Source organism: Neobacillus massiliamazoniensis, assembly GCF_001048695.1.
In the GTDB taxonomy this organism is placed as follows: domain Bacteria; phylum Bacillota; class Bacilli; order Bacillales; family Cytobacillaceae; genus Neobacillus; species Neobacillus massiliamazoniensis.
This window is the reverse complement of sequence record NZ_CVRB01000001.1, coordinates 216,320-241,730: the sequence shown is the minus strand read 5'-3', so window position 1 is coordinate 241,730 and position 25,411 is coordinate 216,320. Positions and strand designations below refer to the sequence as shown.

General features: G+C 38.4%; 25 protein-coding genes, 1 tRNA gene and 2 pseudogenes. 23 read left to right on the top strand and 5 right to left on the bottom strand.

The window, feature by feature from the left end; genetic code table 11:
* Nucleotides 1–624 precede the first annotated feature (624 nt).
* The 4 genes and pseudogenes from BN1082_RS01280 (at nt 625) to BN1082_RS28020 (ending at nt 2,294) form a co-directional block, all read left to right on the top strand.
* On the top strand, nt 625–1,512 hold the full coding sequence (locus BN1082_RS01280) for an HNH endonuclease signature motif containing protein (protein ID WP_090629797.1): 888 nt from the start codon (nt 625–627) through the stop codon (nt 1,510–1,512).
* A gap of 219 nt (nt 1,513–1,731) precedes the next feature.
* Nucleotides 1,732–1,947: an ATP-dependent DNA ligase gene (locus BN1082_RS28455; protein ID WP_281176978.1), complete on the top strand. Its 216-nt coding sequence runs from the start codon at nt 1,732–1,734 to the stop codon at nt 1,945–1,947.
* A gap of 65 nt (nt 1,948–2,012) precedes the next feature.
* Nucleotides 2,013–2,114 (top strand): annotated as a pseudogene (locus tag BN1082_RS28800) (ATP-dependent DNA ligase); the annotation flags it as partial.
* A 36-nt stretch (nt 2,115–2,150) separates the two neighbouring features.
* Nucleotides 2,151–2,294 (top strand): hypothetical protein, encoded by a 144-nt coding sequence (locus tag BN1082_RS28020; protein WP_245640359.1) that lies wholly within the window; start codon nt 2,151–2,153, stop codon nt 2,292–2,294.
* A 149-nt stretch (nt 2,295–2,443) separates the two neighbouring features.
* Here the strand turns inward: BN1082_RS28020 and BN1082_RS01270 are convergent, their stop codons facing one another.
* On the bottom strand, nt 2,444–3,478 hold the full coding sequence (locus tag BN1082_RS01270) for a tyrosine-type recombinase/integrase (RefSeq protein ID WP_090629794.1): 1,035 nt from the start codon (nt 3,476–3,478) through the stop codon (nt 2,444–2,446).
* A gap of 173 nt (nt 3,479–3,651) precedes the next feature.
* Nucleotides 3,652–3,725: transfer RNA gene (locus BN1082_RS01265), tRNA-Arg, on the bottom strand.
* Nucleotides 3,726–3,894: 169 nt separating this feature from the next.
* On the opposite strand from BN1082_RS01265, the gene mutS reads away from it, so the two are divergent.
* Nucleotides 3,895–6,513 carry a DNA mismatch repair protein MutS gene (mutS, locus tag BN1082_RS01260; protein ID WP_176699696.1) on the top strand — a complete coding sequence of 873 codons (2,619 nt, stop codon included), beginning with the start codon at nt 3,895–3,897 and terminating at the stop codon, nt 6,511–6,513.
* A 13-nt stretch (nt 6,514–6,526) separates the two neighbouring features.
* Nucleotides 6,527–8,392 carry a DNA mismatch repair endonuclease MutL gene (mutL, locus tag BN1082_RS01255; RefSeq protein WP_090629789.1) on the top strand — a complete coding sequence of 622 codons (1,866 nt, stop codon included), beginning with the start codon at nt 6,527–6,529 and terminating at the stop codon, nt 8,390–8,392.
* 208 nt (nt 8,393–8,600) lie between these two features.
* Here mutL and mreBH read toward each other — a convergent pair whose 3' ends face one another.
* Entirely contained in the window at nt 8,601–9,608 is a 1,008-nt protein-coding gene (gene mreBH, locus BN1082_RS01250; protein ID WP_090629785.1) for a rod-share determining protein MreBH, read from the bottom strand.
* 303 nt (nt 9,609–9,911) lie between these two features.
* Between mreBH and miaA the strand changes: the two genes are divergently transcribed.
* The 3 genes from miaA (at nt 9,912) to spoVK (ending at nt 12,300) form a co-directional block, all read left to right on the top strand.
* Nucleotides 9,912–10,868 (top strand): tRNA (adenosine(37)-N6)-dimethylallyltransferase MiaA, encoded by a 957-nt coding sequence (gene miaA, locus BN1082_RS01245; RefSeq protein WP_090633074.1) that lies wholly within the window; start codon nt 9,912–9,914, stop codon nt 10,866–10,868.
* A 26-nt stretch (nt 10,869–10,894) separates the two neighbouring features.
* Complete coding sequence (gene hfq / locus BN1082_RS01240; protein ID WP_090629783.1) at nt 10,895–11,125, top strand: RNA chaperone Hfq; 231 nt, start codon at nt 10,895–10,897, stop codon at nt 11,123–11,125.
* Nucleotides 11,126–11,346: 221 nt separating this feature from the next.
* A complete protein-coding gene (gene spoVK, locus BN1082_RS01235) occupies nt 11,347–12,300 on the top strand; it encodes a stage V sporulation protein K (protein WP_090629780.1) in 954 nt (317 codons plus the stop codon).
* A gap of 99 nt (nt 12,301–12,399) precedes the next feature.
* Here the strand turns inward: spoVK and BN1082_RS01230 are convergent, their stop codons facing one another.
* On the bottom strand, nt 12,400–13,005 hold the full coding sequence (locus BN1082_RS01230; protein WP_090629777.1) for a trimeric intracellular cation channel family protein: 606 nt from the start codon (nt 13,003–13,005) through the stop codon (nt 12,400–12,402).
* A gap of 168 nt (nt 13,006–13,173) precedes the next feature.
* On the opposite strand from BN1082_RS01230, the gene hflX reads away from it, so the two are divergent.
* The 8 genes and pseudogenes from hflX (at nt 13,174) to BN1082_RS01195 (ending at nt 19,943) form a co-directional block, all read left to right on the top strand.
* The gene (gene hflX / locus BN1082_RS01225) at nt 13,174–14,433 is read left to right on the top strand and encodes a GTPase HflX (protein WP_090629774.1); all 1,260 of its coding nucleotides are present in this window, start codon (nt 13,174–13,176) and stop codon (nt 14,431–14,433) included.
* Between the two features lie 13 nt (nt 14,434–14,446).
* The gene (locus BN1082_RS01220) at nt 14,447–15,718 is read left to right on the top strand and encodes a methionine gamma-lyase family protein (protein ID WP_090629772.1); all 1,272 of its coding nucleotides are present in this window, start codon (nt 14,447–14,449) and stop codon (nt 15,716–15,718) included.
* 143 nt (nt 15,719–15,861) lie between these two features.
* Complete coding sequence (locus tag BN1082_RS01215) at nt 15,862–16,263, top strand: MerR family transcriptional regulator (protein ID WP_090629769.1); 402 nt, start codon at nt 15,862–15,864, stop codon at nt 16,261–16,263.
* A gap of 26 nt (nt 16,264–16,289) precedes the next feature.
* Nucleotides 16,290–17,624 carry a type I glutamate--ammonia ligase gene (gene glnA / locus BN1082_RS01210; RefSeq protein ID WP_090629767.1) on the top strand — a complete coding sequence of 445 codons (1,335 nt, stop codon included), beginning with the start codon at nt 16,290–16,292 and terminating at the stop codon, nt 17,622–17,624.
* Between the two features lie 251 nt (nt 17,625–17,875).
* Nucleotides 17,876–18,550 (top strand): hypothetical protein, encoded by a 675-nt coding sequence (locus BN1082_RS01205; RefSeq protein ID WP_245640268.1) that lies wholly within the window; start codon nt 17,876–17,878, stop codon nt 18,548–18,550.
* Nucleotides 18,551–18,552: 2 nt separating this feature from the next.
* On the top strand, nt 18,553–18,852 hold the full coding sequence (locus tag BN1082_RS01200) for a DUF2653 family protein (RefSeq protein WP_090629765.1): 300 nt from the start codon (nt 18,553–18,555) through the stop codon (nt 18,850–18,852).
* Between the two features lie 38 nt (nt 18,853–18,890).
* A pseudogene (locus BN1082_RS28795) lies at nt 18,891–18,965 on the top strand (hypothetical protein); the annotation flags it as partial.
* A 474-nt stretch (nt 18,966–19,439) separates the two neighbouring features.
* Nucleotides 19,440–19,943: a C40 family peptidase gene (locus tag BN1082_RS01195; RefSeq protein ID WP_090629762.1), complete on the top strand. Its 504-nt coding sequence runs from the start codon at nt 19,440–19,442 to the stop codon at nt 19,941–19,943.
* A 134-nt stretch (nt 19,944–20,077) separates the two neighbouring features.
* Here the strand turns inward: BN1082_RS01195 and lexA are convergent, their stop codons facing one another.
* Nucleotides 20,078–20,701: a transcriptional repressor LexA gene (gene lexA / locus BN1082_RS01190; protein WP_090629760.1), complete on the bottom strand. Its 624-nt coding sequence runs from the start codon at nt 20,699–20,701 to the stop codon at nt 20,078–20,080.
* 160 nt (nt 20,702–20,861) lie between these two features.
* Between lexA and yneA the strand changes: the two genes are divergently transcribed.
* From yneA to BN1082_RS01160, 6 genes are all read left to right on the top strand, one after another.
* Nucleotides 20,862–21,176: a cell division suppressor protein YneA gene (gene yneA, locus BN1082_RS01185; RefSeq protein ID WP_176699613.1), complete on the top strand. Its 315-nt coding sequence runs from the start codon at nt 20,862–20,864 to the stop codon at nt 21,174–21,176.
* A gap of 19 nt (nt 21,177–21,195) precedes the next feature.
* Nucleotides 21,196–21,846, top strand: a complete 651-nt coding sequence (locus BN1082_RS01180; protein ID WP_090633067.1) for a YneB family resolvase-like protein — start codon at nt 21,196–21,198, stop codon at nt 21,844–21,846.
* A gap of 78 nt (nt 21,847–21,924) precedes the next feature.
* Nucleotides 21,925–22,155, top strand: coding sequence for a DUF896 domain-containing protein (locus BN1082_RS01175; RefSeq protein WP_090629756.1), 231 nt, complete (start codon nt 21,925–21,927; stop codon nt 22,153–22,155).
* 175 nt (nt 22,156–22,330) lie between these two features.
* Nucleotides 22,331–24,337 carry a transketolase gene (tkt, locus tag BN1082_RS01170; protein ID WP_090629754.1) on the top strand — a complete coding sequence of 669 codons (2,007 nt, stop codon included), beginning with the start codon at nt 22,331–22,333 and terminating at the stop codon, nt 24,335–24,337.
* 236 nt (nt 24,338–24,573) lie between these two features.
* Nucleotides 24,574–25,014 (top strand): sporulation inhibitor of replication protein SirA, encoded by a 441-nt coding sequence (sirA, locus tag BN1082_RS01165; RefSeq protein ID WP_090629752.1) that lies wholly within the window; start codon nt 24,574–24,576, stop codon nt 25,012–25,014.
* An 81-nt stretch (nt 25,015–25,095) separates the two neighbouring features.
* Nucleotides 25,096–25,308: a YneF family protein gene (locus tag BN1082_RS01160; RefSeq protein WP_090629750.1), complete on the top strand. Its 213-nt coding sequence runs from the start codon at nt 25,096–25,098 to the stop codon at nt 25,306–25,308.
* Nucleotides 25,309–25,411 lie beyond the last annotated feature (103 nt).

Below are 25,411 nucleotides of genomic sequence, written 5' to 3'. Positions count from 1 at the left end.
ATTTCATTTACCAAGTTTTCCAAAAAAACCACCCGCAGATGATTTTTTCACCAGGCATAAGTCAATGTATAGCAAACCTATTTTAGCATTTCCAATAAGCATGTATTACATGAAACGAATCGATGAATAAAAAAAGCACTTCCGAAATGATGCTTTAATTAACGATGCCTATGCGGTTTTGTTTTTATAATGTATCCTGAGTACATTATTTTATGTAGTTCGTCGGCTCCTGGACGTTTTAACACTTTAGTAGCGTACTCTCGATCAATATTCAAATTTTTAGTTACCTTTTCAATGCTATTCGTTTATGTGTATTCCTTAATTATCGCCCGGTCCAACGTATCTGCTTCGTAAGACTCCACTAAATCTACATAATGCTGCAATCGTTTAATTTCAGCTTTTGCTCAATGAACAGTAAACAACCTAGTCATCATACACCTCTCTCTTTATCGAGGTATTCGACAAAAGGACGTTTATCCCTTTCGACAAGTTGGTGAACAAGTTAATAGGATTGAAATTAAACACATTTCATTAGCTTTACAATGCTTCTTTGTTGTAATTATTTACTAAGTAATCCTATAATTGTTAAGGGATTTATAACAAAATGGAGTGAGGTAATCAAATTTGGCTGAAAGTCGAACAGTACCACCTAGCAAAAAGAGAAAACTAATTAAAGAGGCAGGGAATAAATGCGCAAACCCTGGATGTCCTGTTACATACAGATATGAAATTCATCATATTAAAGATTGGGCTGTTTATAAAGTTCATAACGCAGATGATATGATAGCAATTTGTCCTACTTGTCATTCATATGTACACCATGGTCGATTAGAAATAAGTGATGAAAAGTTATATGAATGGAAAAAAATAAAGAGAATCCAAGATACAAACGAAAAAACCGATCAAATTTTTATTGAGAAAGGTACGCAATCCTCAATGGTAATCGGTCCATTAACAATCAAATCTAAACACGGAGCAATCCCATTTCGTATGTTAGATCAACTTATAGAATATAGGATTGAAAATGGTAATTTATATTTCTTAAACATAAAACTAAAAAGATCGGATGGAAAAGACTTCTTTACTGCTACACATAATATACTTGAAAGTGATTTACCTGAAGGAGTTAGTTACGATTACTATGCAGGAAAAGTCCTAATAAAAGCAGATGTTGAAGATGGCTTTCTTCCTGGCTGGGCTATTAAGGAAATCAGACGATTTGATCCTAAATTTGCAACAAATGAAATTACGGTCCTTGATATGGAAGTTATTGATCAAGGGGTTGTTAAGATTGCAGGATTAGTAATGGTTGCTGGCGATGCTGCGTTAGTTGTTGATAAGGAGGAAATATATTATGTTGTAAAAGGTAAAGTTAGACCTTGGATCTTTTCGGAAACCATTGGCAAAATTCCTTTTTTTCCTAGAGTAGTTGATTATGATGGAAGTAATAACAATACAATCCCATACATTGATTTTAATCCTCTAAATACAAAGTCCATTAAGGATAAATAATCAGCTGTTTGACCCTCTAAGTAAATAGAGCGTTCCTTGCATTTCAATTAATATAATATTCTGATTCTGATAGAATAGCAGTGAGGTGTTTAATATGTTTATATCTCCAATGCTATTGCATAAAACGGATAAACCGTTCGATTCCGATGATTACATTACGGAACTAAAATTGGACGGCATCCGTGTCATATTTCTGTTGATAAAGATGAAAAAGTCAGTTTGTATTCACGGCATAAGAACGAAATTACTTCGAAATTCCCCGAACTTCACAACCTAGGTATTTCTGCAGGAACCGTTCTTGACGGCGAGTTAATCGTAAGTGATAAACAGGGTAAACCTGACTTTGAAGCCTTAATGAGTCGGTTTATGAGTTCTATGGATAAGACACCGATTACCTATGTCGCCTTTGATGTTTTGGGACAAGAAGGTAAATAGATCACAAATATGCCTTTGCTTGAGCGAAAGGAATTACTTGAGGACATTGTGCCAGTAGATCGTTAATCACTAAGACGCAATTCGTTGAAGGGCACGGTGAAGCTTATTTTGTCGCTATAAAGGCACAAGCCCTTGAGGGCATAGTCTTAAAGCGTAAGGATTCACGGTATGAAGTCGGTAAACGATCACATTCGTGGCTGAAGGTGGTCAACTATCATTATGCGGACGTGTTCGTCGTTGGATATCGTAAAACAGATTTCGGGTGGCTGTTAACGTTCGAAGATGGGAACTATGCAGGAGTAATGGAACTCGGTGTGCAGCCGTTTGCTAGAAGGCATTTACGCTAAGCCAGTGATACGAGAAGAGAAGGATTTCGCCTTTATAGAACCGGTTAAGTGTCGTGTGAAATATCGTAAGTTATTACGTCTTCCAAGTTTCGTAGAGTTTTTCTAGTGATATAACAAAAGTAAAAAGCCGCCCAAATGGACGGCCCCACCTATATTCTGATACCATTCCGTTTTATAATGTTACGTAATGGAGAAAATTTATTGTGTTGCTCTCGAATATGCTCACTATCCATTTGTACGTATTTACGGGTCGTCTTTATGTCAGCATGATCCAAAATTCGTTGTAACGTAAAGATGTCACCGCCGTTCAATACATAATTTCGAGCAAAGGTATGACGAAACATATGTGGGTGCAATTTTGGAATGTTTAGTTTTGGTTTAAGTCGATTTAATCTACGCCTAAATGCATCTGCCGTGAAGTCTTCACCAAATGCGTTCATGAATATTTTACAGTCTTCTCCAAAATATTGCTGTGTCTCGTCTAATAGTTGTCGCAATCTTTTCGCAACCTCACGACTAATTGGAATCTCACGGGACTTTCGATTCTTAGCGATTTGGGAAAGGACTGTAATTGACAATTCCTTGAAGTTCACTTGATCCGCCGTTAAGGATAGTGCTTCATTAATTCTAAGACCAGTATCCAGCAACAATAATATCAGCGTTTTATCACGCCACTGAGCGAACTGTCTATCGTCATAAGAGGCGAGAATAGCGTCAATCTGTTTGTCTGGTATACCTGGTACCTCTTCGTGGGCATCGTCTCGAACTTGCGATATATTCTTCATAGGATTAATCGGAATAATACCTTCGTTAAAAAGAAATCGAAACAGCGTGCTTAAACCACGAATACGAATGTTAATCGTATAAACCGATAATCTCTTACCATTTCGCTTTCGTTTCGGATCTTCAGCATAAGGAGTTCTTTCAGTTCTTAGATAATTAATGTAATTACGAATGGTGTCTGCAGAGATTTCGTGGATATACATAATGTCATCGTCTAACCATTGTCGGAAATAACGGAAAATCTCGTGGTACCCTTTAATAGTTCCGGGTCGGACACCTTCAGCCGTTTTAGCTCGTATAAACATTTGTAATGCTTCATCAATGGTATATAGGACATTACTAATCTGTCGGTCCTGAGACGAAGCTTTAGGACCTCTTTCACTGATAAATTTACGTTTCATGCGATTTCTAAATCCTCCTTAGATGCCGCCGAGGTGTCCTACAGTTACCGAAATAAGTCCTACAGTCATAAAAACCACGTCCTACAGCTAACGAAAAAAAACGCTATGTCACGTTATTGTCCCGTTTGATTGAACGGTAAACAATTCGATAACATAGCGTTTTCTTTAAATAGCGTCCCAGAGAGGATTCGAACCTCCGACCTACAGTTTAGGAAACTGTTGCTCTATCCTGCTGAGCTACTGGGACATATAAATAAAAGGGACGATTATTATTATAATAAGATTTTCTAGAAACGTCAATAATAAATTCCATCCAATATGCACTTAAATGAAGATCGGGTGCCTGACACCCGGAGTTTGTGATATAATGGGATGTCGAAGATAATCGAAATGTTGAATATTTGGAGGTCATTATGATTGCTGCTTATACGCCGATGATACAGCAATATTTACAAGTAAAGGCAGATTATCAAGATGCCTTTTTATTTTTTCGCTTGGGCGATTTTTACGAAATGTTTTTTGACGATGCCATTAAAGCATCGCAAGAATTGGAGATCACTTTAACAAGCAGGGATGGCGGCGCGGAGGAACGGATTCCGATGTGCGGAGTTCCGTACCATGCCGCTGCAAATTATATAGAACAATTAATTAGCAAAGGCTACAAGGTTGCCATTTGCGAGCAAATGGAAGATGCAAAACAGACAAAAGGGATGGTTCGTCGCGAAGTCGTTCAGCTCATCACACCTGGAACTGTAATGGACGGCAAAGGGTTAACGGACAAAGAGAATAACTATATTGCCTCGATTACTGCCTTTGACGATCATACATTTGGTTTCTCCTATACGGACATCTCTACAGGTGAAAGCCGTGTCACCTTACTTTCCAATCATTTTGATGATGTATTGAATGAACTAGCTGTTTTAAGTGCCAAGGAAGTAGTAGTCGCAAGCAGCTTTGACGGTGAATTGCAAAAGAAAATGCGGGAACGCGATATTCTGACCATTTCTTTTGAAGATAATAGTTCACTAGAAATGAATTTTTCTCATTTACTTCAAGATATAAATCAGGAGAAATTAAAGCAAACGGTAGCAAGACTATTTAACTATTTATACCGTTCTCAAAAAAGGAGTCTTGACCACCTTCAGCCAGTAACAACCTACCAAATTCATCAATTTATGAAAATTGATTACTTTTCAAAGCGAAATCTCGAACTATCGGAAACCATTCGCTCGAAGGGGAAAAAAGGCTCGTTATTATGGCTGCTAGATGACACGATGACGGCAATGGGCGGTAGAATGCTAAAAGCTTGGATTGACCGTCCGTTGATTGACCAAGCCGCAATTGAGCACCGTCACAACCTGGTCGAGGTCCTGTTGCAGTCTTACTTCGAACGCCAAGAATTGCGGGAAAAGTTAAAAGAAGTATATGACTTAGAACGATTAGCGGGGCGTGTCGCTTTTGGCAACGTCAATGCCCGTGATTTAGTTCAATTAAATCGTTCTTTAATGCAAGTGCCTTTTTTAAAACAAATCCTCCAAGGTATTCAAAATGTAGAAATGGAAAAAATTGTGGAGTTGCTTGATCCTTGTGAAGAGGTAACAGACTTATTAGAGCAGGCGATTGTTGAGAATCCACCGCTTTCCCTAAAAGAAGGCAACATCATCCGCGATGGCTACAATGCCCAGCTAGATCAATATCGCGATGCGAGCAGAAACGGGAAAACATGGATTGCCCAATTGGAGCGGGAGGAGCGTGAGAAAACCGGGATAAAATCACTTAAGGTGGGTTATAACCGTGTTTTTGGCTATTATATTGAAGTCACGAGAGCAAACCTTCATCTCTTAGAAGAGGGGCAGTATGAGCGGAAACAAACCCTAACGAATGCGGAACGGTTTATTACCCCGGAATTAAAAGAGAAAGAAGCGCTTATTTTACAAGCTGAAGAAAAATGTGGTGAGCTGGAATATGAGCTGTTTACCGAAATTCGTGAAATTGTAAAAGAATATATTCCGCGTCTGCAAGCCTTAGCCAAAGTCGTAAGTGAACTTGATGTCCTTCAGTCTTTTGCAGAAGTGAGTGAAGCACGCCATTATGTGAAGCCACAATTCTCTTTAGACCGTCGCGTTGCCGTTAAGGATGGCAGACATCCTGTAGTTGAAAAGGTATTGAATTCCCAGGAATATGTCCCGAACGACTGTTTAATGGATCAAGACCGAGAAGTTCTGTTGATTACGGGTCCGAACATGTCCGGGAAGAGTACTTACATGCGCCAAATTGCCCTGACCGCGATTTTAGCACAGATTGGCTGTTATGTTCCTGCCTCTGAAGCGGTTCTGCCTATCTTTGACCAAGTATTCACACGGATTGGTGCAGCGGATGATCTGATTTCAGGACAAAGTACGTTCATGGTGGAAATGCTCGAAGCAAAGAATGCCATTGCCAATGCAACGCAAAACAGTTTGATTTTATTTGATGAAATCGGCCGTGGAACATCCACTTACGATGGAATGGCACTGGCACAGGCAATCATTGAATATATTCATAATCGAATCGGGGCAAAGACACTTTTTTCCACACATTATCACGAACTCACCGTTTTGGATGAAGAGTTGTCAAAGCTGAAGAACGTTCATGTCAGTGCGATTGAACATCAAGGAAAAGTTGTTTTTCTTCATAAAATTAAAGAAGGACCGGCTGACAAGAGCTACGGGATTCATGTGGCACAGCTGGCAGAGCTTCCCGTGGAATTGATTAACCGGGCGAATGAGATATTAGCTGAATTGGAACAGCCAAGTGCTCAGCCTTCTCCAGTAATAAAAAAAGAGGAGCAGCTAGCACCAGTAATAAAAGATGAAAATCAATCGGAGCAGCCTGCACAGCTATCATTCTTTGATGAACCGAAGGAACCAAAGAAACAAGAGCATTCCCAAAAAGAAAAACGAGTTTTGGAGAAAATAAAAGAACTAGATTTATTAGATATCACACCACTTCAGGCCATTAATTTATTGTACGAGCTACAGAAAAAGTTAAAATAGGTTGTGAACAAAAATGGGAAAAATCATCCAATTAGATGATATCTTATCCAATAAGATTGCTGCAGGCGAGGTTGTCGAACGTCCTGCATCTGTCGTGAAAGAGCTTGTCGAAAATGCGATTGATGCCGGCAGCACCATCATTGAAATAGAGGTACAAGAAGCGGGACTTGAGAAAATTAGGATTATTGATAATGGTAATGGGATTGAAGAGGACGATGTTTTACTAGCATTTCAGCGTCATGCGACAAGTAAAATCAAGGATGAAAATGATTTGTTTCGAATTCGTACTCTTGGTTTTCGTGGTGAGGCCCTTCCAAGTATCGCTTCTGTTTCCCGGCTGGAGATGAAGACTTCAACGGGTGAAGGTGCTGGCAATCGAGTAGTGATTGAAGGTGGAAAGGTTGAGGTATATGAAAAGGCCTCAGCACGACGGGGAACGGATATCACAATTACGGATTTATTTTTCAACACACCTGCCCGTTTGAAGTACATGAAGACCATTCACACCGAGCTCGGGAATATTTCCGATGTCGTCAACCGCCTTGCTCTCTCTCACCCGGAAATTGCCTTTCGCTTAATTCATAATGAACGGAAGCTCCTGCAAACCACGGGTAATGGGGATGTACGGCAAGTTTTGGCTTCAATTTACGGAATCGGGATTGCCAAGCAGCTTGTGCCGATTACAGGGCGTTCCCTTGATTATCGAATTAGTGGATTTGCCTCAATGCCTGAAGTAACAAGGGCATCCCGAAATTACATCTCGACGATGATTAATGGACGGTTCATTAAAAACTATCCGCTGGCAAAAGCAATTCAGGAAGGCTATCATACACTGTTGCCTATCGGAAGGTTTCCTATTGTTCTTCTTAATGTTGAAATGGATCCGATTTTGGTGGATGTGAACGTCCATCCTTCGAAAATGGAAGTTCGTATCAGTAAAGAAGCGGAGCTAAACGAGCTTGTCACCAATATTATTAAAGAAACATTCAAATCAAAAATCTTGATTCCCACAGGCTATACGGCTGTGAAAAAAGAAGAACCGAAATCTGAACAAACTTCCTTGGTCCTTGATGAAGGAACATCAGCTTATAAAAAAGAACTCGAACCGGTGAAAATAATTCAAGAAAATCCGGTTAATTTGGATCAGATTGAGTATCCCGTTCATAGGACATATGAACCCGTAACCCAGCCTACGAATCATTCATTTAGTCTTTCTAGTCATGAACCGGTTATTGAGGAAGAAGAGGATCCTAGCCCATTTATTGAGGTTGATGAGGTTCCAGTTCAAACCGATAGCAGGGTGCCAAGGATGTACCCGATTGGTCAAATGCACGGGACGTATATTTTTGCTCAAAATGAAAATGGTCTCTATATCATTGACCAACATGCCGCTCAAGAACGGCTTAAATACGAATACTTCCGTGAAAAGGTTGGTCAAGTTGCTGCCGAATTGCAGGAAATGCTCGTCCCTATAACATTTGAGTATTCAACAGATGAGTTTGTTAAAATTAATGAGTATCGGAATGAACTCGAAAAAGTGGGCGTTTTTCTTGAAGAGTTTGGCGTAAATAGCTTTATCGTCCGTTCTCATCCACAATGGCTCCCTAAAGGGGAAGAGAAGGAATGCATTGAAGAGATGATTGAACAGCTTCTTTCGATGAAGAAGGTGGATATTAAAAAATTGCGTGAGGAAGCGGCCATTATGATGAGCTGTAAAGCCTCGATTAAAGCAAACCGTCATTTACGGAATGATGAAATTCAGGCACTTCTAGATGATCTCAGGAAAGCATCCGACCCATTTACCTGCCCGCATGGTAGACCGATAATCGTGCACTATTCTACTTATGATATGGAGAAGATGTTTAAGCGAGTAATGTAATAAAAAAAGAATAGTTTTATTACACAGTTATTAAAATTTACATTAACAAATCAAAAATAAGGCTGTCGAACTAGTTTCGACAGCCTTATTTTCATTTTTCAATGGCATTTCAGCAGTTGGTCTAGAGCTATTTGCCATTTACTCGCAAGAATTTGAAGTTTACTCGCGACTTTTCTAAATTTACTCGCCAGTCTGAACAGAAACAATACTATTTCATTGTTGGTAGTAATTTATTCATAAAAGGGAGGGCTCTCCCGGTACCGATTGCTACAGATTCAAGAGGGCTATCGGCCAATTGAACTGGAACAAAGATTTCGTGACTTAACCACTCCTCCATGCCTTTCATTAAAGATCCTCCGCCTGTTAAGATGACGCCACGATCGACGATATCTCCACTGAGTTCCGCTGGACAATCCTCAAGAGTTGCACGGATAGCTTCTAATATTTGCAATAATGACTCTTTCATGGCATCTCGAATTTCATACGATGATAAGGAAATGGTTTTTGGTAACCCTGTTACAAGATCACGACCGCGAACGTCCATTAAAAGCTCCTCATGATCCACAAGTGCATATCCAATTTCCATTTTGATATTTTCTGCCGTTCTTTCGCCAATAAGGATATTGTATTGTTTGCGAACATATGAAATTATTTCATCATCAAGGCGGTCACCACCGATTTTAATGGAGTGACAGGCAACTACCCCACCAAACGAGATGATTGCGACCTCGGTATTACCACCACCGATGTCCACAACGACGTTTGCAACAGGCTCATCTACAGGTAATCCTGCTCCAATTGCCGCTGCTACCGGTTCTTCAATAAGTTGGATTTTTTTCGCACCTGCATTCTGGACAGCATCTTGAATAGCTCTTCTTTCGACACTAGTTGAACCAGATGGAATACTTACGATCACATTCGGTTTTCGTAATGTAAAGCCACCTTTTTTTGATGCCTTACGCATCATGTGCTTTAACATTTCTGTAGTGATATTGAAATCAGCAATTACTCCACCTTTTAGCGGACGAATAACAATCATTTTCTCAGGGGTTTTTCCGATCATTTCCTTTGCTTCGGTTCCTACAGCGACAATATTATTTGTGACGGTATCAATGGCAACAACGGAAGGTTCGTTGAGAGCAATTCCCTTATTTTTACTATAAACTAGTATATTTGCAGTACCTAAATCAATACCAATTTCAAAATTTGAAATCATCTTTTTCACCTTTTTCACTTTTTTTCTACAAAATATGATACGAATAAGACTAACACGAAATTGGGGGTAAATGGGGATTGTAAATGAACCGTTACCGGATTGTAACCTTTTGTGATGAAGTTATCTTTTTGTAATGTTTTATGAAAAATGTTCCAACAGTAAATTTCTTCTTGAGAAAATGCATAGAAAGGGAGTTTTTTGATTATACTTGTTTGATGTTCAACTGCTTAGTATATTTATGTTACGATGTAGGTAGGAAAAGTGTCTTTAACATGAAAAAAGGAATAAGGCAGTGTGAAAAGATTGGATTCAAAACAAAAATTATTAGTGATTATCGGCCCAACTGCAGTTGGTAAAACCAAGTTGAGCATCGAACTGGCAAAAAGGTTTAATGGTGAAATCATCAGCGGGGATTCCATGCAGATCTATCGAGGAATGGATATCGGGACTGCAAAAATTAAGAAAAATGAAATGGGAGGGATTCCCCATCATTTGCTTGATATTCGCGATCCTGAAGAAAAATTTTCTGTTGCTGAATTTCAACAGCTTGTTCGGTCAAAAATAAGTGAGATTGCAAAAAAGGGCAAACTTCCCATGATTGTCGGTGGAACAGGGCTTTATATCCAGTCGGTTCTCTATGATTATCAATTTTCGGATGCACCAGCAGATGAAGGATTCCGCAAAGAATTGGAAGAAAAGGTAAAGGAGAGAGGAAGTCAGATCCTTCACCAGGAGTTAGTGGAGATTGATCCCGAGAGTGCGTCACATATCCATCCGAATAACGCGAGAAGGGTCATTCGAGCACTTGAAATTTATCATTGCACTGGTAAAACCATGAGTGAATATCAAGAAAAGCAACAACCTGACCTGCTATATGATACAGCTCTTGTTGGCTTAACGATGGAAAGGGAATTGCTTTATGAACGGATTAATCTACGCGTCGAAATGATGTTGGAAGAGGGGCTTTTAGACGAGGTAAAAAGACTTTATCAGCAGAACTTGCGTGATTGTCAATCGATTCAGGCCATCGGCTACAAGGAAATTTATGAATACTTAGATGGGCTGGTGGCACTTGAGCAAGCGGTAGATCAACTAAAACAAAATTCACGACGTTATGCAAAAAGACAATTTACTTGGTTTAAAAACAAAATGGATGTAAAATGGTTTGATATGACGGATGTGATGAATTTCTCAAAAAAAATAAAGGAAATTTCGCATTATGTTGAAGGAAAGCTACAAGTAAAATCGAATACATATTAGTAGAGATAAAAGAGGAGGATTTACAAATGAAAACCACAGTTAATATTCAAGACCAATTTTTAAATCAATGTCGTAAAGACAACATCAATGTCACGGTATTTTTACTAAACGGATTCCAATTAAGAGGCCAAATTAAAGGCTTTGATAATTTTACAGTTCTGTTTGAATCAGAAGGAAAGCAGCAATTGGTTTATAAGCACGCTATTTCAACATTTGCCCCACAAAGAAACGTACATCTTGAGTTAGATGCACAATAGAATATTTCAAATTTAGAGTCCATGTTCACATGGGCTCTTATTATTTTTTGGAAAAAACTTTTTAATGAAATTCAGCTTGGTTGAATAGATATAGATGGAAGGATTATTTCTTAATAACATGCAAAAATTGACAGTGAGTGAAGTTTTTTTAAATAATCTAGGCATTTGTAACATATAAAGCTACCTAACGTATACTGTTTGCAGATTGTGAGGTGAACGCTTTGGATCAACCGATGCGAATGAAAAGTAATGGCCAAATCAGTATTGTCCTTAGCACTCAAAAGAAAAAGACTTTTTCAAAAGAACTGCGTGATACTCCAGTTGTTCCAAAGGCAATTCCCCCTGAGCATACCGCTTTAAAGGAAATAGAAGATGAGCTTGGGGCCTTGGTAGGTATGGAAGAAATGAAACGAATGATAAAAGAAATTTATGCTTGGATTTATGTGAATAAAAAGCGAGACGAACTGGGATTGAAGGCAAGAAAACAAGCCCTCCATATGATGTTTAAAGGGAATCCTGGAACAGGAAAAACAACAGTTGCCAGATTGATTGGAAAGCTGTTTTTAAAAATGAATGTGCTTACAAAGGGTCACCTTATCGAAGCGGAGAGAGCGGATCTTGTCGGAGAATATATTGGCCATACCGCCCAAAAAACGAGAGACCTTATCAAACGCGCACATGGCGGGATATTATTTATTGACGAAGCCTATTCCTTAGGACGTGGTGGAGAAAAAGACTTTGGGAAAGAAGCGATTGATACGCTCGTGAAGCATATGGAGGATAAGCAGCATGAGTTTATTCTCATTCTTGCAGGGTATTCACAGGAAATGGATTATTTTTTAACGTTAAATCCCGGACTACATTCGCGTTTTCCTTTAGTGTTAGATTTCCCTGATTATAACATTGAAGAGTTAATGGAAATTTCTAATCGTATGATGGTGGAAAGAGAGTACACCTTTAGTCATGAAGCAGAAAAAAAATTAAAAGAACATTTAATTTGGGTAAAAGCTGTGTTAAGCCCCATGAGCTTTTCAAATGGGAGATACGTTCGTAATATTATTGAAAAAGCAATTCGCTCCCAAGCGATGAGACTACTCATGCTAAATAGTTATGATCGCCATGAATTAATGACGATCAGAAGCAACGATTTGGTGTTTGAAGAAGACCAAGAATAATAAAAGTGCATGGCTCACGAAGCTGGACAATTCTCGAAATCGAAATGAGAAGATCTCATTTTAAATAAAAAATCGGCGGATGCAGCGATCCGCCGATTTTTAGTAGGTTGGAATTTTCCTAATGGGCAATTTCCAATCAAATGTATAGGAAAGGACTCGTAATCCGGTCACAATCACAAATAATACATATAATTCCCAGGAGCTAACGGCAATTTTTAGTCCAATGGCCAGGCCGGCAAGAATGGCCCATACCGCATAAATTTCGGATCGAAGGACAATGGGTTTTCTTCCTGCTAAAAGGTCACGAATGATCCCGCCGCCGATTCCAGTTAAAACAGCTGCAACGATTACAGCACTTAAAGGGTGTCCCATTTTTGAAGCGTATATCGCCCCTTGAATCGCAAAGGCTGATAAACCGATGGCATCAGAAAAGTTCCCCCATTTTTGCCATTGCTTAAGCATATTCGTTGGGAACAAGAATACGGCAGTGATGGACAACAAGGCAATTTCGAACAAAAGACCTTGATCCCAAAGGGCAGAAACAGGAACTCCAATTAAGAGGTTGCGAATTGCTCCACCACCAAAAGCAGTAACAATTCCTAAAATGTAAACACCTAAAATATCATATTCTTCTTCCATGGCAACAATTGCTCCGCTGAGAGCGAAAGCAACTGTCCCAATCATACTTAGAACTTCCCATGTCATAATGCCTTGATTTCCCCCTGAAATTCTCTTTATAAGTAAAAATATTTTAATCAAACAGTATGATTTTAACACGTAAAAGCGAAAATTCAACTTGTATTTTAAAAATTAGAGGTTCATTAATTTTTTTGTTATGATGGATTTATAGTGATACGGAAGGAAGGATGATTGTTGGATCATAAAGAGACGGTAGAAAAAGCAATACTCGTCGGCTGTCAAACAAATGACGAGGAAAACGCACGATTTCATTATTCGATGGAGGAATTAGGTTCCTTAACAGAAACTGCACAAGGCCAAGTAGTGATGTCTGTCGTCCAAAAGCGGGAGCGTATCCATCCAGCGACATATTTAGGGAAAGGAAAAGTACAGGAACTTAGTGCTTTAGTAGAAGAACTTGAAGCCGATCTTGTTATTTTTAATGACGAGTTGTCCCCAAGTCAAAAAAGGAACCTTTCCTCTGAAATAAAGGCGCGAATTATTGACCGAACGCAGCTAATCCTCGACATCTTTGCTCAACGAGCACGTTCAAAAGAAGGAAAGCTTCAGGTGGAGCTGGCACAGCTACAATACATGCTTCCTCGTTTGGCAGGGCAAGGAACTGAGTTATCCAGGCTAGGTGGCGGGATTGGAACGAGAGGACCCGGGGAAACAAAGTTGGAATCGGACCGCCGTCATATACGCCGCAGAATTGACGATATAAAGGAGCAGTTGTCTGTCATTGTTCAGCATCGTGATCGCTACCGAGAAAGAAGAAAGAAAAATAAAGCCTTTCAGGTAGCCATTGTCGGTTATACTAATGCCGGAAAATCAACGCTTTTTAATCGACTTTCTGAAGCAGAATCATACGAGGAAAATCAATTGTTTGCAACCTTGGACCCGATGACGCGAAAAATTATTTTACCAAGTGGTTTCATCGCCTTAATTACCGATACAGTTGGATTTATTCAAGATCTCCCGACATCGCTGATTGCGGCATTCCGGTCAACGCTAGAAGAGGTAAAGGAAGCCGATTTGCTTCTGCATGTTGTAGATATGTCGAATCCGGACTATTTTCATCATGAAAAAACCGTCCAAAAACTATTGGATGATCTGGATGTGAAGGACATACCGCAAATAACGGTTTACAATAAAAAAGATATTGTGCATCCGGATTTTGTTCCAACTGCCAATAGTCCGACTGCATTTATTAGTGCATTTGATAAAGAGGACCGTTTTGACTTAAAGAAAAAGATAGAGGACAATATCATCGAAATGATGGTACCATACCAAGTAGAAGTTCCTTCAACAGAAGGAAAATTACTTTCGCAATTAAAAAATGAGACAATCGTTAGAGAACTGTACTTTGATGAAGAAAGTGGACGTTATCGATGCAGGGGATTTTCAATGCAAGATCGTCAAATTACAGGACAATTATTGAAATTCAAAATCTAGATAGGAGTTCATCATGTTTCAACAATTAAAAAGTGGGGAAATGCTTCAACCGATCGTTAATAAAGTGGAAAGTCAGATTACTGTGGTTCATAAAGCAATTGATGAAAGAGCAGAGAAAAATCAATTTCGAGTATTGCAAAGCTTTCAAAAACATAGAGTCAGCGATTCTCATTTTAATCTCTCAACAGGTTATGGGTATGATGATATTGGAAGAGACACGCTTGGAAAGATCTATGCAGACGTCTTTGGGGGAGAAGAAGGACTAGTTCGTCCGCAAATCATTTCCGGCACCCATGCTATTTCAACAGTTTTATTTGGTGTCCTTCGCCCAGGAGATGAATTATTATATATTACCGGGAAACCATATGATACGCTTGAAGAAATTGTCGGGATTCGCGGCGATGGAGTAGGATCATTAAAAGAATTTGGGATTTCATATGAAAGTGTCGAATTAACATCCGAAGGTGCAGTGGACTGGAAAACTGTGGCTGCAAAAATAAAACCGAATACAAAAATGATTGGGATTCAACGTTCCAAAGGTTATGCCTCTAGGCCATCCTTCACTATTTCTGATATAAAAGAAATGATTACTTTTGTTAAAGAAATGAAAGAAGATTGTGTTGTGTTTGTTGACAACTGCTACGGAGAGTTTACTGAGGAGATGGAGCCTTGTCATGTGGGAGCAGATTTAATGGCAGGCTCACTTATTAAAAATCCAGGCGGCGGAATTGCAAAAACAGGCGGATACATTGTCGGAAAGAAAAAGTGGGTAGAAGCATGTTCCTACCGGATGACTTGTCCAGGAATTGGTGCTGAGGCTGGGGCGTCACTATATAGCCTTCTTGAAATGTATCAAGGTTTCTTCTTGGCGCCGCATGTAGTCGCACAATCGTTAAAGGGAGCGGTATTTACAGCAGCAATGCTTGAGAAATTAGGGATGAACTCCGCGCCGAGCTGGGATGCAAAACGGACAGATTTAATCCAAGCGGTGCAGTTTGACGATCCTGATAAAATGATTGCATTCTGCCAGGCCATCCAATTTGCTTCCCCGATTAATTCGTATGTTACCCCGTATCCAAGCTATATGCCAGGCTATGAGGATGATGTAATTATGGCTGCCGGCACTTTTATTCAAGGGGCGAGCATTGAGCTTACAGCGGATGGTCCGTTAAGACCTCCTTATACAGTTTATGTGCAGGGGGGATTGACGTATGCGCATGTAAAAATGGCGGTGTGTATCGCAATCGACCACTTAGTCCAAAAAGGACTATTGGAGTTAAATTAGGTGAAAATACAAGGAGGACAGTTCAAAAACTGGACCTCCTTTTTTAATTATTTTTACATGTTAGAAAATCTAACATGATGTTGACATATTATCTTACACCGAATATAATAACGATATGAATTAATTAAAGGAGGAGAAATTGGGTGAGTGGTAAGGAAATTCGCCGATCAATGCCATTGTTTCCAATCGGAACTGTTATGCAGTTAACAGAACTTTCAGCAAGGCAAATTCGTTATTATGAAGAACACCAATTGATTTCTCCGGCAAGAACCGATGGAAACAGGCGATTATTTAGTTTAAATGATATTGATAAGCTTTTAGAAATCAAGGATTTAATTGATCAAGGTGTCAATATGGCTGGAATTAAACAATTGTTCTCAGTCAAAGAGCAACAAGCTGTTGTGCTTGAAAAGCAGTCAGAAAAAGCCAAGCCCGAGTTAACAGATGAACAACTTAGAAATTTGCTTCGAAATGAAATTATGCATTCGGGCAGACTGAATCGTTCAACATTAAGACAAGGCGATATGTCACGATTTTTCCATTAATTTTCTACATTATAGGAGGAGTAACAATGGCAAAGTACACAAGAGAAGATATTCAACACATGGCGAAAGAAGAAAACGTAAAATTTATTCGTCTTCAATTCACTGATATTCTTGGAACAATCAAAAATGTGGAAATTCCAGTCAGTCAATTAGAGAAGGCGTTAGATAACAAAATGATGTTTGACGGATCCTCTATCGAAGGATTTGTCCGTATCGAAGAATCTGATATGTACTTATTCCCTGATTTAAACACTTGGGTCGTGTTCCCTTGGACAGCTGAAAAAGGAAAAGTAGCACGCTTAATTTGTGATATCTATAATGCTGAAGGCACCCCATTTGATGGTGATCCTCGTAATAATTTAAAACGTGTCTTACAAGAAATGAAAGATTTAGGCTTCACAGATTTCAATCTTGGACCTGAGCCAGAATTCTTCCTATTTAAATTGGATCAAAAAGGCGAGCCAACATTAGAATTGAATGACCAAGGCGGTTATTTTGATTTAGCACCTACAGATTTAGGGGAAAACTGCCGTCGTGACATCGTGCTTGAATTAGAAGAAATGGGCTTTGAAATTGAGGCATCTCACCACGAGGTAGCTCCTGGTCAACATGAAATTGACTTTAAGTATGCTGATGCATTAACAGCATGTGATCAAATTCAAACATTTAAGCTTGTCGTAAAAACGATTGCTCGTAAACACGGTTTACATGCAACCTTTATGCCAAAACCACTTTTCGGTGTGAATGGTTCTGGTATGCACTGCAATCTTTCATTATTCAAAAACGGGCAAAATGCTTTCTTTGAACCAACAGGCGACCTACAGCTTAGTGAAACAGCACGCCATTTTATTGCCGGAGTATTAAAGCATGCTCCTAACTTTACAGCTGTAACGAACCCAACTGTAAACTCTTATAAGCGTCTAGTTCCAGGCTATGAAGCTCCTTGCTATGTGGCATGGTCTGCAAGAAATCGTTCACCATTAATTCGTATCCCAGCATCTCGCGGATTAAGCACACGTGTTGAAGTTAGAAGTGTTGACCCAGCTGCAAATCCATATCTTGCAATGGCTGTTCTATTAAAAGCAGGATTAGATGGAGTTAAAAATCAATTGACTCCTCCAGCTCCAGTAGACCGTAACATTTATGTTATGAGCAAAGACGAAAGATTAGAAGAGGGAATCATTGATCTTCCTGCAACTCTTGCACAAGCATTAGAAAATTTAAAATCAGACGAAGTAATCGTGGCTGGTCTTGGCGAGCACATTTTCGAACACTTCGTTGAAGCAAAAGAAATTGAATGGGATATGTTCCGTACAGTTGTTCACCAATGGGAACGTGATCAATATATGAGTATGTATTAATTTGTGAAAGCCTCGGCGCTATATGCGTCGGGCTTTTTTTTTTTGAAGCTGAAGCTCGAAGCTGTTACCCTTTTTTGATATTTGAGCACCTTTTTTTACGATTCATTATTGGAAATTAATACACTTTTTATATAAATTATGTATATTATAGAAAATGACGGAATATGTTATGGGAGCAATTTCACTTTCTTGTTCTCCATCTGAACGGATTGTAGAAAAATATTGTTGGTAGAAGGACTTTGTTTAACATCATGGATGAAATTGTTTATGTAATCTGGGTTGTATTAGGAGAAGAAAAATTAAAAATTAGAAAAGGATTGCTGAATATGAAATTTAAATTTATGCTAGCACTTGTATTATCTATGATTTTAATAGTACCAAATTTTGTTGAGGCAAAAGGATTCAGTGGAGGATCACATTCATCAGTTAGTGGAGGATCACATTCATCAGGTAGTGGAGGATCAAGGTCATCTGGTGTTAGTGGCGGTTCTTCATCTAAAAGTTCATCAACTTCTACAGGTCGGTCAATTTCTGGAGGTACTTCAACTAAGTCATCAACCAATAAATCTTCATCAGGTTCTTTCTCGGGTAGAACATCTACTGTAGTAACTGGCAAGACTTATACCGGTAGTCCGACTAAAAGTTACTACAACGGTCGATCTGTAACTGTGAACCATTATTACCATGTAGGTTATTCTCCTTTTAGTTGGTTTGGGTATTATCATGGTTTTACCGCAGGAATGTTTTGGGGAAGTATGTTTCATCCATGGGGTGGAACCTTTTATGTTGGCGGTCAATATACGAATTATGGCTCTTCTCCTATAGCATGGGTTATAGATATAATTGTATTACTTATTTTAATTTGGATAGTTACAGTAATTATTAAAGCCAAAGCAAATAGGAAAGTATTTACTAGGAGGTTTTAAGAATGAGATTAAGACTAAATGAACAAGAAATTATTGATGGTATTTGTGTTTTTATTTCAAATAAAGTTAGAAGTAACCCTGAAGCAGTGGATGTTAAAGAAATCAGTGTTCTGACTAATGGGGACTTTGTTGCAAAAGCTGTATGCAATAGCCAAACTTTTAGTCTAGATTCAGAAGATGTTCTTGAGGGGATTTTTCAATTCTTAGAAGAGTACCATAGTTTTAATCGTCCGGTTATGCATGGACATATCGAATTTACTAAAGGAGAAGGTTTCTGGGCAGAAGTTATTGTAAATGAGTAAGAATACGCTAAATAGGCACTTTTTAAACGGGTCATAGCGAGCACATTTTCGAACACATCTTTAAAGCGAAAGAAATTGAATGGGATATGTTCCGTACCGTTTTTCACCAATAGGAACGCGATCAATATATGAGCATGTATTAATTTGTGAAAGCCTTGGCGCTCTAAGCGTCGGGCTTTTTTATTTTGTGGGAATTTTTTTCTAACGGCAAAATCGCCTTTTCAATTGCTTAATCGTTACTAACACTATTTACTAGATTGTATTTCCTATCATGAGATTAGTGATTGTGGAAGTAAAAAGGAAAAATCTACTTTTTGAAGAATATCTAAATTTAAAAAGAGTACGGTATTTAGACTTTTATTGCTCTTCTTAATCGCAAAAATAGTTTGATATTCTACGGGAAGAAGCACACACCATATCGGACAAGTTCTCATAAATTAATAGTAGACAGGATTAAAAATTGAAAGTTTAAAAACAAATTGACGCATTAACAAGTTTAAGTATAAAACGAAGAAATTAATCTTAACACATTGTTTTTAGAGCCTCCTGTGGCTCTTTTTTTAATTGATATAAAAGGGGGGATTTACTTGAAAACAAAAGATATTTTACCCGGAGATGTGCTGTTTGTGTGGGGGAACGGGCCTATCGATGATGCAATCGAGATTATCACGCAAGGACCCTCTCACTGTGCGATCTTCCTTGATAGTGATACCCTAGCCGAAGCACAAGCAGGTAGAAAAACCGGTAAAGCCTATTTATCTAATTATCTAGCAGGGAATGTAAGAAAGCTTGAGGTTTGGCGAGATGAAACACTTAAAGATGATGAGAGAAAAAGAATAGTAGATTATGCAATAAAGTCTTTTGGGATTGAATACGACTACTTGGCTATTCTTGCAGAACTTGCTCGCTTCGAATTAAACATCGCCTTTGATCATTATCGTGAGGGGAAGAGGCGAATCTGTTCGTCGTATGTAAATGATTGTGGAAAGTCTGTTGGGCGAAATTGGGCAAAAATTTCTTACACCCCGGCACCAGTTGACTTACTGAGAGGCGGTAAACTCACTCGGAAAGGGGTTTTGAAAAATGGGTAATGAACTAATGGTAGCAGAACATTTGGCAAAATCCTTATCAACATATGAAACACTTTATAATTTCAGAAAAAGATGAAAAAACACCCAGTTTGTTTGGTAAAAACAACTGGGTGTAAATTCATGATTTTGTAATATTAATGAATATGTCGATAAACGCCAATTACTTTTCCGAGGATCGACACATTATTTAAAATGATAGGTTCCATGGTGGAGTTTTCTGGTTGCAAGCGAATGAAATCTTTTTCCTTAAAAAACCTTTTACAGGTAGCTTCATCTTCCTCTGTCATGGCAACAACAATATCCCCGTTATTTGCGGTTTGCTGCTGCTTGACAATAACATAATCTCCGTCGAGAATTCCAGCTTCTATCATACTCTCACCCATGATTTCCAGCATAAATACATGCTCATCAGAAGGTGCTAGTCTTTCTGGAAGTGGAAAATATTCTTCTACGTTTTCGATTGCTGTAATTGGAAGGCCAGCTGTGACTTTACCAACTACAGGAACATTTACCACATTATTTCTCGGTATACCAACTGTTTCATCTACTTCTAAAATTTCAATGGCTCTTGGTTTAGTAGGATCGCGTCGAATGAGTCCTTTACTCTCTAACCTTGCTAAGTGGCCGTGTACAGTTGAGCTTGATGCTAGTCCTACTGCTTCGCCGATTTCACGCACGGATGGTGGATATCCCTTCCGTTTAACCTCACCTTTAATAAAATCGAGAATATCTTGCTGCCGCTTCGATATCTTCGCCATGATTTCGTCCACCTCGTTCTTGTATATTGTTGTAATTATTATAACATGTTCATATTTTTAATACAAACATAAGTTCGAAAAATGTGTTGACAACAAACAAATGTTCGGAATATAATCAAGATAAATAGAAACGAACATACATTCCTAAGAGGTGTTAATTATGAAAAAAGTATGGAAACGCAACTCTTATGCTATTATTCTTGTAATACTAAGTATCTCGTTGGCGACTATATTATCAATGCAATCAAATGATAGTCATTTTATAAAGGTTACGGTATCAGAAGGAGATTCTCTTTGGAAAATCTCTCAGCAATTTTCCGGCCAGCACTCGATGTCGAACACTCAATTTGTCAGTTGGGTTAAAAACCATAATAATATAGATGAAGATCACATTTATCCGGGTGAAAAAATTGTGATTCCAGTCAGTGATAAAGCACCATCACTTACAGAATTTGCAAGTGGTGCCGACAAATAGAAGGCGAGAATAATTGAAGATGAAAGCTATCATATACTGTCGTGTCAGTACAACGAAAGAAACTCAAGAAACCTCTCTGAAGCGACAAGAAGAAGAACTATTACAGCTAGCAATACAGCACCAATTCGAAGTAGTTTCCATCATTAAGGAACAAGCAAGTGGCTATGACCTTGAACGGGACGGTATTTTACAATTATTAGAACAAATAAAACAAGACCAAGTTCAAGCAGTATTAATCCAAGATGAGACTAGGCTTGGAAGAGGTAACGCAAAAATTGCTCTTTTGCATTGCATCATAAAAGAAGGAATCAAACTATATAGCATTTCACATAATGGAGAATTACAACTGTCTGAATCTGATTCAATGGTGTTACAGATTGTCGGGATGGTCGAGGAATACCAGCGAAAGCTTCATAATGTGAAAATTAAACGTGGAATGAAAAGAGCTGTTGAATTGGGATATAGGCCCGAGAAGAATTTAAAGAACCTTGGGGAGCATTCGGGGAGAGAAAAGATAGAAGTCCCTATAAAAGAAATCGTTAGGCTAAGAAAAAATGAATTAACCTTTTCTGAAATAGCTGCTACTTTAAGGGGATTTGGCTTTAACGTTTCGAAAGCAACGGTTCATAGAAGGTATCAAGAATATATCGAGTCACAAGATGAAGCATAGACCTTTCAACTTGTCAGACGACCTTTTTTTTAGTAAATTTGAAGTCATGTACGAAATTTACTGAAAGGAAGGTTTTTAATGCTCTCAAAAGAAAAAATGGCAAGAATAAATGAACTTGCAAAGAAATCAAAAACATTGGGATTAACTGATTCTGAGGCAAAGGAACAATCTAAATTGAGAAGTGAGTATTTAGCAACTTTCCGTGCACAAATGCTAGACACTTTAACCAATACAAAAATTATTGATCCAGAGGGTAATGATGTAACACCAGAAAAAATTAAAGCTAGGAAAAAAAATATGCTTCATTAATTAGGAATGCATTTATTTTTACACCTATTGACATATTCTCTATTTTTTTGTGTCAAAATAAGAAAATATTATGGATATCTGATGTTATTTAGTTGTTAATTGTTGAAATAAAAACAAGGGAAATATATTATAAGTGATGTATTTATTATCCTCGTGATAAGAAAGGATGTATTTCATGTTTAAAAATATTGATGATTTATCTGTTACTTCTATTCGTACACTTGCCATTGATGCAATCGAGAAAGCAAATTCCGGACATCCTGGTATGCCGATGGGTGCTGCACCAATGACGTATACGTTATGGACTCGTTTTATGAACCATAACCCAAAAAATCCACAATGGTTTAACCGCGACCGTTTTGTCTTATCAGCAGGTCATGGTTCCGCCTTGTTATATAGCATGCTTCATTTATCTGGTTACAACGTAACGATGGAAGATTTAAAGCAATTCCGTCAATGGGGAAGTAAGACTCCTGGGCATCCTGAGTATGGCCATACAGAAGGTGTCGAAGCAACAACAGGGCCTCTTGGGCAAGGGATTGCTATGGCAGTTGGTATGGCTATGGCTGAACGTCATTTAGCAGCTGAATACAATAAAGATCAATTTGAACTAGTAAACCATTATACATATGGTATCTGTGGTGATGGTGATTTAATGGAAGGTGTTTCTGCGGAGGCTGCTTCATTAGCTGGACATCTAAAATTAGGTCGTTTAGTTGTTTTATATGATTCTAATGATATTTCTCTTGATGGTGACTTAAATAAATCCTTCTCCGAAAGTGTTAAGGACCGATTCTTAGCATATGGCTGGCAATATCTCCGTGTTGAAGATGGTAATAATCTTGAAGAAATCGCAACGGCTCTTGAAGAAGCAAGAAAAGACCTTGATAGACCTACGATGATTGAGGTAAGAACGGTTATTGGATATGGTTCACCAAATCGTGCAGGAACTTCAGGCGTTCATGGTGCACCTCTTGGAAAAGAAGAATTACGCTTAACAAAAGAAGCATATAAATGGACTTTTGAAGAAGATTTCTATGTTCCTCAAGAAGTGTATGGAAATTTCCAACAGCTCGTTGTTGAAAACGGTGAGAAAAAGGAAAAAGAATGGAATGACATTTTTTCACAATATAAAAATGAATATCCTGAATTAGCAGCACAATTTGAGAATGCTACAAAAAATGAACTTCCTGTAGGTTGGGACAAAGATGTACCTGTATACAGTGAAGGAAAAGGCATGGCATCTCGTGCATCATCTGCTGAGGTATTAAATGGCATTGCTAAAAATTTACCATTCTTTATCGGTGGATCTGCAGACCTTGCCGGCTCCAATAAGACATTGATTAAAGGTGTAAAAGATTATATGCCAGGTTCATACGAAGGTCGTAATATCTGGTTTGGCGTTCGTGAATTTGCGATGGGTGCTGCGATGAATGGAATGGCACTCCATGGAGGAGTAAAAGTATTTGGCGGAACCTTCTTTGTTTTCTCCGATTACTTACGTCCTGCAATTCGTCTTGCTGCTTTAATGGGATTACCTGTAACCTATGTATTTACTCATGACAGTATCGCTGTAGGGGAAGACGGACCTACCCACGAACCAATTGAACAGTTAGCAGCATTACGGGCGATGCCAGGTCTTTCAGTTATCCGACCTGCTGACAGTAACGAAACAGCAGCAGCATGGAAGCTTGCAGTAGAATCAACCAATAAGCCTACTGCCCTTATCTTAACTCGTCAAGATTTACCGACCATGAAAGATACTGACAAAAATGCATATAATGGAGTTTCAAAAGGTGCTTATGTCATTTCACCAGCTGGTAAAGAAACACCTGAAGCATTACTTCTTGCAACTGGTTCTGAAGTAGGACTTGCTGTTGAAGCACAGAAATCCCTTGCTAGTGAAGGAATCGAAGTTTCTGTTGTAAGTATGCCATCTTGGGATCGTTTTGAAGAGCAATCGCAAGAATACAAAGATTCGATCCTGCCGAAAAATGTGAAAAAGCGTCTAGGTCTTGAAGTTGGCTCATCACTTGGCTGGCATAAGTTTGTCGGGGATGAAGGCGATGTTTTAGCGATTGACAGATTCGGAGCATCTGCACCAGGTGAAAAAATTATGGAAGAATACGGGTTCAGCGTGAACAACGTAGTAGCACGTGTTAAAGCTCTTTTGAAAAAATAATAATGGATTTGTCTTGAGAGAACGGTTATATCAGCCGTTCTCTTTTTATTTGATATTATCGAAATGAATGGCAAATTCACGAAGTTAGGAATTTTTTTGGGGAAAGTAAAATAGAATTTTAAAAAGAAAGCAAACAATCGACAAAACTAGTGAAAGTTTTTGCCATGATAAGACATATGTTTTAAAATTGTTTCTTTATAATTGTAAAAAGGGTTTCGACGAAGGAGAGATACGTGGTGAGAAACTACCAACTCTATCTAATAGAAGATGAATTTGCCGCCCATTACTTCGGAAGAGAGCGCATGTTTTTGCAGCTTTTTGAGGATTATGAAAGAGCAAACGGAGAACTCGAATTTATTATAAAAAAACAAATTTCCTATATAACCAAAAAGCTTGAGGTGTTAAAGTTCCATCAACTGATCCAAAAACAACTTGGCATAGTGAAGGGCTTTAAACCTGAAAATGGTGCATATTTAATCGAATTAAGCGGAAAACTAAGTACGGCAAAATTAGAAGTTTTTCAGGACTTACTTACAGTAAAGGCTCGTGGAACCTATGAAGCAGAGACGATATTTTTTGAAGTCCTCCGGAAGGTTGAAGCATCATTTTTAGCTTTGGATCTTGAACATCAACTAGTTGGCTGGCTAAAACCAATTAAAGAAAGAAAATTTATCTAATTCAAAATGAATGATATTGTAATATCTTGTTTATTTTAGTACACTGTAGTATGGTAGACAACACGAAGGAGTGAAGTTTTAATGATGTATTTTCTAGTTGGTATACTAGCATTAGCAGCTGGTGTAGCACTAGGGTTTTTCATTGCTCGTAAATACATGATGAGCTATTTAAAGAAAAATCCCCCAGTTAATGAACAAATGCTTAAAATGATGATGATGCAAATGGGTATGAAACCTTCTCAGAAGAAAATCAACCAAATGATGAACGCCATGAATAAGCAGCAGGGCAAGTAAAACCCTGATAAATCAATGGTTTGATCAAGATTTAAAGCGTTAATAGGACAAGTTTTCATTAACGTTTTGTTATAGAGTGAATTTTTAACACATTTTGTCCTAT